12 protein-coding genes are annotated in these 12082 nt (G+C 65.1%); 3 read left to right on the plus strand and 9 right to left on the minus strand.

From position 1 onward, the window contains the following. The coding region (locus CG471_RS19955; RefSeq protein ID WP_257211618.1) for a DUF6456 domain-containing protein at positions 1 to 211 on the minus strand (211 nt) is incomplete at its 3' end. 100 nt (positions 212 to 311) lie between these two features. On the opposite strand from CG471_RS19955, the gene CG471_RS19960 reads away from it, so the two are divergent. Both CG471_RS19960 and CG471_RS19965 read left to right on the plus strand, forming a co-directional pair. After that, positions 312 to 875, plus strand: coding sequence for a helix-turn-helix domain-containing protein (locus CG471_RS19960; protein ID WP_004210404.1), 564 nt, complete (start codon positions 312 to 314; stop codon positions 873 to 875). Positions 876 to 932: 57 nt separating this feature from the next. Next, positions 933 to 2102, plus strand: coding sequence for a glycosyltransferase (locus CG471_RS19965; protein ID WP_099233291.1), 1170 nt, complete (start codon positions 933 to 935; stop codon positions 2100 to 2102). Positions 2103 to 2626: 524 nt separating this feature from the next. Here CG471_RS19965 and CG471_RS19970 read toward each other — a convergent pair. Further along, positions 2627 to 4264, minus strand: coding sequence for a molybdopterin oxidoreductase family protein (locus CG471_RS19970; protein ID WP_099233293.1), 1638 nt, complete (start codon positions 4262 to 4264; stop codon positions 2627 to 2629). A gap of 143 nt (positions 4265 to 4407) precedes the next feature. Here CG471_RS19970 and modA point away from each other — a divergent pair, with 143 nt between their 5' ends. Continuing rightward, entirely contained in the window at positions 4408 to 5193 is a 786-nt protein-coding gene (gene modA / locus CG471_RS19975; RefSeq protein WP_099233295.1) for a molybdate ABC transporter substrate-binding protein, read from the plus strand. A gap of 39 nt (positions 5194 to 5232) precedes the next feature. On the opposite strand, the gene CG471_RS19980 is transcribed toward modA, so the two are convergent. The 7 genes from CG471_RS19980 to CG471_RS20010 all read right to left on the minus strand — a co-directional run bounded on the left by CG471_RS19980 (position 5233) and on the right by CG471_RS20010 (position 12081). Beyond that, on the minus strand, positions 5233 to 5880 hold the full coding sequence (locus CG471_RS19980; RefSeq protein WP_099233297.1) for an ATP-binding cassette domain-containing protein: 648 nt from the start codon (positions 5878 to 5880) through the stop codon (positions 5233 to 5235). Next, entirely contained in the window at positions 5870 to 6571 is a 702-nt protein-coding gene (gene modB, locus CG471_RS19985; protein ID WP_037506164.1) for a molybdate ABC transporter permease subunit, read from the minus strand. Before modB ends, CG471_RS19980 begins: the two co-directional genes overlap by 11 nt. Before the next feature lie 70 nt (positions 6572 to 6641). Next, on the minus strand, positions 6642 to 7928 hold the full coding sequence (locus tag CG471_RS19990; RefSeq protein WP_099233299.1) for a capsule biosynthesis protein: 1287 nt from the start codon (positions 7926 to 7928) through the stop codon (positions 6642 to 6644). Next, entirely contained in the window at positions 7921 to 9606 is a 1686-nt protein-coding gene (locus CG471_RS19995) for a beta-3-deoxy-D-manno-oct-2-ulosonic acid transferase (protein ID WP_099233301.1), read from the minus strand. Before CG471_RS19995 ends, CG471_RS19990 begins: the two co-directional genes overlap by 8 nt. Positions 9607 to 9698: 92 nt before the next feature. Beyond that, positions 9699 to 10994, minus strand: a complete 1296-nt coding sequence (locus CG471_RS20000; RefSeq protein WP_099233303.1) for a glycosyltransferase family 1 protein — start codon at positions 10992 to 10994, stop codon at positions 9699 to 9701. A gap of 1 nt (position 10995) precedes the next feature. Next, entirely contained in the window at positions 10996 to 11436 is a 441-nt protein-coding gene (locus tag CG471_RS20005) for an HIT family protein (protein WP_097382193.1), read from the minus strand. 9 nt (positions 11437 to 11445) lie between these two features. Then, a complete protein-coding gene (locus CG471_RS20010) occupies positions 11446 to 12081 on the minus strand; it encodes a CoA transferase subunit B (RefSeq protein ID WP_099233305.1) in 636 nt (211 codons plus the stop codon). Position 12082: the final 1 nt, after the last annotated feature.

The raw sequence follows: 12082 nt of genomic DNA on the forward strand, positions 1-12082 counted from the left end.
CCGGTGCCCCGTCCCAGCGCATCGTCACCCGCGCGCCCAGTCCCGCCTGCTCCCAGTCGCGCCGCAGCCGCTCCCCCGCCGCCAGTTGCCGGTCGCTCACATGGCCGCGTGCATGCAGCCAGCCGAGCGGCGATTCCCCCAGATGCAGTTTCACCGCCTGCATCTTGCCGGCAGGGTCTTCGATCATCTGGTCGACAAACTGGGTGGCCATGGCGGCATCTCCTGACAGGGTGGCGAAGGCCAGGGGCTTGCCACGACGGATAATCTGTAGGAAAGAGAAAACCAAATAGGTTATCAACCCGAGGACAGCCATGATCACCCGCATCCGTGAGGTCCGCAAGGCCAAGGGCCTGACGCTGGAACAGGTGGGCCTGCTCTGCCTGCCGCCTACCACCGCTCAGACGATCGGCCGGCTCGAAACCGGCACACGCACCGTCTCGGTCAAATGGCTGAACCGGATTGCCGATGCGCTCGGCGTCACCAGCGCGGAACTGGTCGCCCTGCCCGGCCAGAGCGAAGTGCCCGTCGCCGCCCTGCTCGGGCCGGAGGGCGCGCGCGCACCGGTCCGCGCCCTGTCCTTCCCGCCGCCCGTGCCCGCCGACGGCATGATCGGCATCCAGGTCAATGCCAGCATAGGCGACTATCGCAGCGGCGACGCCATCTGGTGCCGCCGCATCGCCCCGGCCGATTTCGCCAGCGCCTTGAACCGCGACGTCCTCTTTCCCCGCCCCGCTGGCCGCTTCCTGTTCGGCCGCCTCATCGGCCGCGAGGGCGACCGGCTCCAGATATTGCCGCTCGGCCATGGCGCCCGGCAACAGGTGCTGACCGACCCACCCTGGGGCGCGGTGGCGGTGCAACTCGTCCGACGGCTATAGCCAAGCGCCCCCACCACGCCTAAGCCTCGCTTAACCGACATGCAGTAGGGAGGGCCCATGACACTCAACGTCCTCACGCTTTCCACGCTCTTCCCGGACATGAGCCGGCCCAATTTCGGCGTTTTCGTGGAGCGACAGGCGCGCGAACTGGCGAGCCGCCCCGACGTCAGCGTCACCGTTGTCGCCCCGATCGGCATGCCGCCCTGGCCGCTCTCGCGCGCCGGCCGCTATGCCCCGCTGCGGGCCCTGCCACCCAAGGAAAGGTGGAAGGATCTGACCGTCTATCGGCCGACCTTCCCGATCATCCCGAAATTCGGCGGCCGCACCAATGTCCTCACCATGACCCGCGCCATCCTGCCGCTGGTCAAGCGGCTGCACGCCCAGACCCCGTTCGACGTGATCGACGCCAGCTTCTTCTTCCCCGACGGCCCAGTGGCCCAGCGCCTGTCGAAGGCGCTCGGCATCCCCTATTCGGTCAAGGCGCGCGGCGCCGACATTCATCATTGGGGCACCCAGCGCGGCACGAAGAAGATGGTGAAGCGCGCCGCCGACGGTGCCGCCGGCCTGCTCGCCGTATCGGCCGCGATGCGGCGTTCCATGGGCAGGATGGGCATCGATGCCGACAAGATCCGGGTCCATTATACCGGCGTCGATCTCGACCGCTTCGAAATCGCCGATCGCGATCAGGCCAAGGCCGCGCTCGGCTTCGAAGGGCCGCTGATCCTCTGCGTCGGCGCGCTCATCCCCCGCAAGGGCCAGGATATTCTGGTCCGCGCCCTGCCCCAATTGCCCGGCACCACCCTGCTGCTCGCCGGCCAGGGCCAATATCGCCGGATGCTCGAAAATCTCGCGCAGGAACTGGGCGTCGAACGGCGCATCGGCTTCCTCGGCTCGGTGCCGCACGATCGCTTGCCGCGCCTCTATGCCGCCGCCGACGTGATGGCGCTGCCATCGGAATCCGAAGGACTCGCCAATGCCTGGGTGGAATCGCTCGCCTGCGGCACGCCGATCGTCATCACCGATGTCGGCGGCGCCCGCGAACTGCTCGATCGCCCCGAAGCCGGCAAGATCGTCGATCGCGAACCCGAAGCCCTGGCCGAAGCGATCGCCGACATATTGGCAGACCCGCCCGAACGCGACGCCGTCCGCGCCGCCGCCCTGCGCTTCACCTGGACCGCCAATGGCGACGCCCTGCTCGATCATCTCACGGGCATAACGCGAGGCTGAAGCTGTCGAGAATATGGCCCTAGCCCTCCGCTGGGATGGCAATGTTGGGTGGTCTCCTGCCATTCCCCTCCCGTAAACGGGAGGGGAAGCGAGACTTGCGCGCGCAGCGCGTTAGTCGCAGCGGGGTGGTCTATCGCGACGTCCAGCCCACCCCCTTGATGGGAGTCACGCGCCTCCCATCAACCCCTCCCGCCTGCGGGAGGGGGAACATGGCCGCTCTTGGTCGGTAGCAGCCCCTTCGCTTTCCTACTCTCGCCCTTTCTGTTCCACATGCGTCGATGGAACGCCGCGCCCTTTCCCGCCTCCACTGCCGCCGCCCACGCGACACTGTCGCGTCGCTGTCCTTTCCCTGTCGCCTCGCTGTCGCGTCGCAGGCGCGACACTGGCGCCTGATCGCCGCGCGGCCATCACCCCGCGCCGACCGACCTGACGCAAATCCGCCAAAAGACGCGTCACCACATGCCGCACAACGGTGTGAACTTTCTACTGTCGCGTCGGCGCCCCGTCGCCCGGCGATCTACCGCCTAGGACAGAGGCAGCAGGCGGGCCTTGCCATCCGGCGTCGGGAACCGCCCCTCGTCGAACGGCAGCTCGCCCCAGCGCCAGGGGGTCAGTTCCTCATAGGCCGGGTTGGAAATCGGGGCATGGCGGCGCAGGTTGAGCAGCCGCGCGCCGTCATTGCCATAGGCGGTCAGGCGCACATGCTCGCGATAGATTTCCGCCGCCCATTCATAATGAAAGGCCGCCTGCCAGCCCATGGCGCGCGCTACCTGGGTGACGATCCACCAGTCGGGCTTGGCTTCGCCGGGCAGCGGGAACAGCCGGCGCTGGCGGCTGATCAGCCGGTCCGCCCCGGTCAGCGTGCCGTCCTTCTCGACCCAACTGGCCGATGGCAGCGCGATACCGCGCCCGTCCCGCTCGGGATCGGCCCAGGGCGTGGAGCGGATCGCCAGCGGCACCGCGTCCAGCGCCGCGCGCAGCCAGGCCGGATCGATGCCGTCGCCGCCGATGCTCCAAAGCGCGCGGATGCGCCCGCTCCGCACCGCGTCGGCCAGTTCCGCGCCGTCCAACCCCGGCCCGGTCGCCATCGCCTCCGCTGACCAGAAACGGGCTATTTCTGCCATAGCCGATGCCGTGAAGCCGCGATGCGCCGCGAGGCCGCTCGCATTGCAGCCGACCTCGCGCCCGCCCATGCCATTGGCCGCGGCCGTCATGGCAAAGGGCGCCGCCCCCGGCCTGCCGATCCGCCCCGTCGCCAGATGGAAATCGATCACCGCCCGCGCCAGCCCCTCGTCCGCGCCGCCAAACAGCGTCACGATCCGCGGCACGGCGGCGATCCGGTCATAGAGCGCACGCAGTTCCACCGGCGACAGGCCGCAACTGCGCGCCACCGACCACAGATCATGGCGGGTCCGCAGTTGCGCCCAGAAATCGTCGGGCACGCTGACACTGCGCGCCAGATAGTCGCCATCGGTCGCGCCGACATCATGACAATGGCGCAGCAGTCCGGCGATCCAGGACGCCATGCCGTCGCGCGGCATTTCGATGCGCAGGTCGGCCTCGATGCTCGTCCCCTCGCCCGGCGCCGCCAGCAACAGCAGTTCGACGCCCTGCTCGGCCCGCGCCGCCGCGATCCGCGCGTTCAGCACCGGATGATCCTGCGCCAGATCCGCGCCGACCATCAGGATCAGCTCGGCCCGCTCGATATCCTCATAGGCGGCGGGCATCACATCCTCGCCATAGGCCGCGCGCTGCGCCAGCGCCGCGCCATCATTGGCGGCCCAACCCGCATCGACATGGGCCGAACCGATGAAGCCCTTCATCAGCTTATTGGCGACATAATAATCCTCGGTCAGCAGGCCGCCGCCGACATGCAGCGCCACGCTGTCCGGGCCATGCTGGGCGATCACCGCCGACAAGCGCCGGGCGACCTGCGTGATCGCCTTCTCCCAGCGTTGCGGCCGACCGTCGATCATCGGCTGGAGCAATCGCCCTTCCAGCCCGACCTCTTCCGCGATCTCCAGCCCGCGCCCGCACAGCCGCCCGGCATTGGCCGGATGCATCCGGTCGCCCTCGACCATCAGGTCGCGATCCTCGCCGGTGATGGCGCGCAGGCCACAGCCGACGCCGCACCGGCCGCAAAGCGTGCGTATCACTGCCATGTCAAAGGGCTGCGCGGGTCCGGCCGGAACGGACGAAGGGGGGAAGGATCGGCATCACCGGCGCCTGCTTAGCGGATCGGACGCGGCGACAAAAGCATGTGCCGACAATTGCATGGCCGCGGCGCCGGGCGCACAAGGCGTCCATGCGCTTCCTTCATCCGATTCCGCTCCTGCTGCGCGCGCTCGCGCTCCTGTCCCTTTTGCTGTCGCCATCCTGGGCAGTTGCTCAGGACAAGCGCGGGCCACTTGTGCTTGCCGCCGCCAGCCTGCAGGAATCGATGAATGCCGCCGCCGATGCCTGGGCGCGGCAGGGCCATGCTCGCCCGGTCCTGTCCTTCGCCGCCTCCTCGGCGCTGGCCCGGCAGATCAAGGCCGGCGCCCCCGCCGACCTGTTCGCCTCCGCCGACGAGGACTGGATGGACGATATCCAGAAGGCCGGCTTCGTTGCGCGCGGCAGCCGCGCCGACATGGCCGGCAACCGGCTGGTGCTGGTCGCCCCGGCCGGCAAGCCGGTGCGGCTGCGCATCGGCCGCAACATGCCGCTCGCCGCAGCGCTGAACGGCGGCCGCCTCGCCATGGCCGATCCCGACGCCGTACCGGCGGGCAAATATGGCAAGGCGGCGCTCACCGCGCTCAATGTCTGGCCCTCGGTCGCGGACAAGGTCGCGCGCGGCGACAGCGTGCGCGCCGCCCTCGCCCTGGTCGAACGCGGCGCCACCCCGTTCGGCATCGTCTATGCGACCGATGCCCGCGCCTCGAAATCGGTGCAGACGGTCGGGACTTTCCCGACCGGCAGCCATCCGCCGATCCGCTATCCGGTGGCGCGGCTGACCGCCAGTCGCCACCGTGACGCGGAAGGCTTCCGCCGCTTCCTGCTGTCGGCGCAGGGCCGGGCGATCCTTGGCCGTTACGGCTTCAGCGCGCCCTGATCGCCGATTGTTTTTCTACGGATCGCGCACGCCATCATCTCAAAGCCCCGCACCATCTCCGGTTTTCGACGGACGGATCGAGACAAGGTCGGCTCCCAGCGCCTCCAATTCTGCACGATCGTGACTGACATAAAGAATCGGGATCGATGTGGCCGCGTGCAACTTGCGTATAAGCTCCAGTATCTGGTCCTTCAGGCCCTGGTCCAGGCCCGTCAATGGCTCATCCATCAACAAAAAATGAGGATTGGCTAGCAAGGCACGCCCAATCGCCACGCGCTGCGCCTCCCCCCCGGAGAGAGAATGTGGCCGGCGCTCAAGCAGATCGCCGATGCCTAACATGTCGACGATAGCTGGCATATCAAGCGCGCTGCCCCCACTATGCCTTCGGCCATAAATAAGGTTCCCGCGCACGCTCATGTGCGGAAAGAGGCGCAGATCCTGAAAAATATAGCCGCAATGCCTCTGCGCGATGGGCAGGTCTACGCCGACGGCGCTGTCAAACAACGTGCCCCCGGCAATCGCGACACGACCTTCATCGGGACGTAATAGACCGGCCACCATGTTGAGCAGGCTGCTCTTGCCTGCCCCAGATGGACCAAATAGGCCGACGATCGCACTGGAACTGGCGATGTCTATGGCCAGATGATTGGCCCCCAGTCGGCGACGGACATGGATGTCAAAGGACATGGTCGCCCCTGCCCATGCGTCTCGCGAGCCATTCGGATGCCATCAACGCGCCGAGCGACAGCGCAATCGAAATCAGCGCCAGCCGCAATACCGCATTTTCGCTGTCCGGCAGTTGCAGTGCGGAATAGATGGCGATCGGCAGTGTTCGGGTCTCCCCTGGTATATCGGACACAAAGGTAATGGTGGCGCCAAATTCCCCGATCGATCGAGCAAAACCCAGGATCATGCCAGCCAATATGCCCGGAACCGCGAGTGGCAACGAGATGGTGCAGAAGACCCGGATACGGCCTGCTCCGAGCGTCTGGGCGACAGCCTCCAATCGTCGATCGATTGTCTCAATCGACAGCCGGATAGCGCGCACCATCAGCGGCATCGCCATGATTGCTGCCGCGAGCGTTGCGCCCGTCCAGCGAAACAACAGACTGATGCCAAACCAGCTTTCCAGCCAATAACCAAAAACACCCTGCCGACCAAACAGAAGCAGCAGTAGCCAGCCGGTGACCACCGGTGGCACCACCAACGGCAAATGCACCAGTGCATCAAGCATCAGTTTGCCAGGAAAACGATAGCGCGCGAGCAACCATGCCAAGGCAAAAGCTATCGGCAGCATCGCGAAGACCGCTGTCAGACTGACCCGGAGCGAAAGCCCGATGATCGCCCATTCTTCAGCACTGATCGATGACAATAGCATGTAGTCACCGATTCACTTCGGCAAGATTGCGCATTCGCCGATCAATGGCGATGGTCACCAAAATTGTCCTTTAGCGTACTCCACGTAACGCCGTGCCCTTTTGCATTGTCCATCGTGGTGCCCGGCCTCGGTCTGGCCGGATAATCTGCGCAGGCGCCCGCAACAGCCGATCAACTGCGTTGCTGACGAGCATCTGCAGCCCTTCCTCGCTCAGAAGCCCTCCGCGAATGAGGCAGCGATCGACCAGAACTCGCCGAAACGCTGAATAGAGCGTCATGTCCGGCTGGCGCGGCGCCGACCAGAAATCATCAAGGCTCGACTGATGCACCACTCCTGGCACCTTGTAGACTGCGTGCCCCAGAACCACGACAGGCTTGCCGGCATTGAGCGCCAGCGTGCCTACAGTGCTGTTCACCGTCACCACGCCCAACGACTTGCCCACCACTTTGGCAATGTCCCAATCGGCCAGATAGACGACACGGTCCTTTACGCCATAATGCGCGGCCAGCCGGCGAGTCAGTCGGTCCCAGGCGACAAGACCGGGGTCCAGCGGATGGCGTTTCACCACAAGAGAGACATGATCAGGCGCATGCTGCGCAAAGCTCTTGATAGCGAAACGCAGCGCAGCGCGCATGTTGCCGAAGGGCGAATGAACGCGAATCTGATAGTCGGAGTTGAGTTGCAACGGGAGCGCGAAATAGGGCTTATCCTTGACCGTATCCCACGCCTTCAAAGACCGGCGCCCGTCACCGCGACGCATGACCAGCTTGCGACACCAGGCGACCGATTCCATCAGGAAACTATGCGGCCGGTGGGTTCGGTAGAATGGAAAATAGGGCCGCATGAATGCAGCGGCCAGACCATTGCGCATCGTGTTGCGCGCACGGGCATTGAAGGTCGAGGGTACGGGCGGCAGATTATCGATATAGTCCGGCAAGCCCCGGACCTGGTCTAGATACCAATGCGGGTCCAGCGGCAGAGTCGAATTGCCGTTCACGCCATCGTCCTGCAAGGTCAGGAAATCGGGGCGAATATACCCTTCCTCCACGACATGAACATGCAAGTTGCGCAGCCGTGCCATGCCATGTGCCGAGGTATGGTAGGGACGGCAATCACCATAGAGAATCAGGTCCGTAACGCCATGATTGACGATAAAATCGTCAAAGAAGAGCGGCCAGTTACGAAATGTTCCACGATAATCGGTGGCATCTCCTGGCCAATCGACCTTGTCGCCACCATTGATGTTGATCCGCAGAGCAGAATGCCCGCGCTTGCGCAACGCGTCCGCAAGCATCGAGAAATAGGGACCATGCGGCCCCTGCAGGAACAAGAATGTTTTCGACGTTGGTTCAGCCATGAAGGAACTCAGCGGACAATGTCATAAATCTTCGTAGCTTCCCCTGTAGCGCGCGCAGCCGGATGAGCCATGTCATCGGCGGCGTCGATCCACTCGCTAGGCGGTCCACCATCAGTTCGGGACCACAAGGCAAGCGCGTCACGGGATCGATGTAGCGAGGATAGAGAATGAGTGCGGCCGCGACAAGTCGATCCACGTCGAGTTGTCGCCCCCGTCGCGGAGAGGATTTGGCAAGGTCGCGAGTCAGCCCCCAACCAGCGTAGAAAGGCATGCCATGGACCGTCACGGCACAGCCGCGCATCAACGCCTCAAAGCCTGTCAGCGATGACAGGACATGCACTTCGTCCACCGCCTGCACCAACGCCATCAGGGGCGCGCCGCTGTCGATCTCGTCGGCATGTTCCAACACGACAGCGTCGCTCAAATGCCCCTTGCGGTGGCCGGCCTGCACATCGGGGTGCGGGCGATAGATGATCCAGGCGTTCGGTTCTGCACGACGCACTCGCGCCAGAAAGTCGAGATTGCCATCGACCCCGGCCCCGCCCAGTTGCACCGACATGTCGTCATCGACCTGCCCCACCGCCAGCACCGTGCGCCGGCCGGGCGGCAGGTCGATCATCTGGCCCGCCTCGGCACCATATTTGGTGACACCGGCATCACAGACCCGCGCGCGCAGCAGCCGCGCGCGTTCGACCAGGTCCGACGAAAATGCATGCGTGGCGAGCAAGCTTTCCAGATCGCTTGCCCCGCGCGCATTATAATAGATGCCGCATCGATCGATCACCACCGATCCGGGCGGATGCAGCGCCGCGCCAAGCCCCCGTGAACGCAAAAACCCGTCCTCGACGCGTGCCAAAGCAACGCCGGCAGCAGCCGCATCCGCTGCGATGGTGACGGGCACCCGCGATGGCCAGATCGCCAGCGCGCCCGCTTCCCGCCGTGCCCGCGCCAAGCCGCGTGCGGGTGGCAGGAAGGGCGGTGTGCGGACTCCATCCCACAGGAAATGACGCATCGCCTCCCGCTTCCAGAACGCCATGCCGCTTGCCGCCGCAATCCCTCTATTGCCGTCCACATGTCGTCGCCAATCGGCCAGTTGCGCAATTGCATGGGCGGCATCGACCATCCCGCCGCTGAAGCAGTCCCGATAGCGGGCACTTGCCAGTCGATAGCGCGCCGCGTCCTTCAACTGCTCTGCGGAGAACGCCACACCATCCGGCCCGACGACTGCAATGTCCAACAAGCCGGCGACGATGGCAAGGTCATCGTCCACCTTGGCATGGACGGTCCGCGCGTCGGCCAGCAATGCCCAGGGATCGCAGACCGAAGGCAGCCAATGCCCGATTGCTGGCGCTGCCCCACGCTTCGCGCCGGCATCAGCGGGCACAATGCCAATCTGCCCGGCAACAAGACCGACGCAGATGGAGGGATCGATGCACACGCCTTCGCGCGCGACCAGCAACAGCCCTTTCGGCCGATGTCCCCAGAAATCACCGCCCACCCGGGCCAGCCGCAACGCATCTAGTAACCCGTCGGATATGGGCGCTAAGAAGCCGCCCTGGTCATCCTGACTGATGGCCGCAACGGCGGGATCGATGCCGGGGAAAGGCGGCGACCGCAGGAACGGAATACGGTCTGAGCGACGGCAGGCTCCGACTCCCGCGTCGGCGATTTCCGCCATGTCCACATACCCCCGACGACGCCCCCAGGCCTACCAACGCCAAGGAGGGAAATTGCATTCAACCCATTCCATGATCGCCTGAAAATTCCAGGTCAAGGAACAGTCGCTGTCACTTCTTCCATCAGTTCCGTCACTATGTCGAAATAGTCACGCCAGGTCGGCGCATGCCATCCGCCGATCCGTACAAGCTGCGCTGCCCGCTGCGGCGAATCCGCTGCGGCATAGGCGTGGATCATCCGCATCCAGCCGATGCCATCGAGCGGATCGATATAATCGGGCGCGTCCCCGCCGACTTCGCGATGCGCCGAAATGTCGCTGCAGATCACCGGGACGCCGGCACATAGCGCCTCGACCACCGGCATGCCGAAGCCTTCGGCAAAGGACGGCATCAGCATCGCCCGCGCGCCCGCGACCAGATCCTGCATCTGGTTGTCGGGCAGTTCGCCCGCCTCGATCACATGGCCGCGCAGCGCCTCGCCCCGCTCCAGCATGTCGATGACATTCTCATTTTCCCAGCCGCGCCGGCCGATCAATACCAGCATCGGCGCCGCATCACCCAGCTCGTCCACCATCCGCCGCCAGATATTGAGCAGCAGCAGATGATTCTTCCGCGGCTCGATGGTCGACAGATAGACGAAATAGGGCCGATCAGGGAGCGTCGTGCCGGACCCGCCAAACACATCGGGCGGATCGGCGCCGAAATGGGCGACGCATGTCCTGCGATCGGTCAGGCCGTTCGACAGATGCGGTTCCAGCGCGTCCAGGGTCGCCTGGCTGTTGCCGATGATGCCGGTTGCATAAAGATCGATGCTGCGCAGCCGGCGGCGATGCTCGTCCGCGCCCTGCGGCCGGGCGAACTCGGGGTGGCTCAGCGGAATGACATCATGCACCAGCGTGACGAACTTCGCGCCCTCCGCCCGCAGGATCGCCCCCACCTGCGCCGCATCGTCCAGATGATGGGGCGACGCCTGCAGATAGATGCGCGGCCCCTTGGCCCTGGGCACAGGGCGCGGGCGCGTCGCGAACATGTGGCGGATCACCGCCGCCCGCTCCTTGCGCTCGTCGGGCGAATCCACATTGCGCCATTTCGCCGCGGTGAAGGCCAGGAACTGGCGCACGGCGGCATGGTTCAAGCGCCCATAATAGCCGCCGGCGGGATGGACTGCCGCAAAGGCCAGCCGGTCGGGCATCCGCTCCAGCAATTCGCGGGCATAGACATATTCGACCCGGTCGATGCCGGTCGGCGTCGGGTGGAAAGCGCGCGAGAGCAGGCGCGAGATGTCGAGGATCACCTCGGCCCCGCCCCGGTCCCCGGTCAGATAGCTGTTGGCCGGCTTGGACCGCAGCGCCAGCCGCGCGCCCGGCGCCTTGAAGGGTTTGAGTGCCACGTCAGAACTGCGCGCGAATCTCTTCGGCCAGCGCCGCCAGCGCATCCTTGTCCACCTGCGCGCCGGCGCCATGGGCGGCGAAGCCCTTGGGGTCGTCTTCCCAGCGCGGCAGGATATGGACGTGCAGGTGGAAGATCGTCTGGCCCGCCGGCGCGCCGTTATACTGGGCGATCTGGATACCGTCGGGGTCCAGCGCCTTGCGGATGGCGGTGGCGACCTTCTTGGTGGTCGCCATCACCTGGGCCAGCGCCTCATCCTCCATCTCCAGCAGGTTGCGCGCCTTGGACCATTTGGAAATGACCAGCGCATGGCCCCGCGTCTGCGGCATGATGTCGAGGAAGGCGAAGGTGTTCTCGTCCTCGTACAGCTTGGTCGACGGGATCTTGCCCTGCAGGATCAGGGCAAAGATATTGGCTTCGTCATAGGTGCCGTCGAGGCTCATGAAACGCCCTTAGCTGAGATAATGGGCGGTCGTCTTAGCAGCGACTTCCTCGGCGGTCACGCCCGGTGCCAGCTCGACAAGCTTGAACGGGCTGTCATGGTCGAGACGCTGGAACACGCACAGGTCCGTGACGATCATGTCGACCACATTCTTGCCGGTCAGCGGCAGGGTGCAGGCCGGGATGAACTTGGGATCGCCATTCTTGGATGTATGCTCCATCACTACGATGATCTTCTTGACGCCGGCCACCAGGTCCATCGCGCCGCCCATGCCCTTGATCATCTTGCCGGGGATCATCCAGTTGGCGATGTCGCCATTCTCGGCCACTTCCATCGCACCAAGAACGGTCAGGTCGATATGTCCGCCGCGGATCATCGCGAAACTGTCGGACGAACTGAAATAGGCCGATTGCGGCAGCTCGCTGATCGTCTGCTTGCCGGCATTGATCAGGTCCGCATCCTCCTCCCCCTCATAGGGGAAGGGGCCGATGCCCAGCATGCCATTTTCCGACTGCAACGTCACCTCGACGCCATCGGGAATATGGTTCGCCACCAGCGTCGGGATGCCGATGCCCAGATTCACATAGAAGCCGTCCTCCAGCTCCTTCGCCGCACGCGCGGCCATCTCGTCACGGGTCCAGGCCATT

This window comes from Sphingobium sp. IP1 (genome assembly GCF_002708645.1).
In the GTDB taxonomy this organism is placed as follows: domain Bacteria; phylum Pseudomonadota; class Alphaproteobacteria; order Sphingomonadales; family Sphingomonadaceae; genus Sphingobium; species Sphingobium yanoikuyae.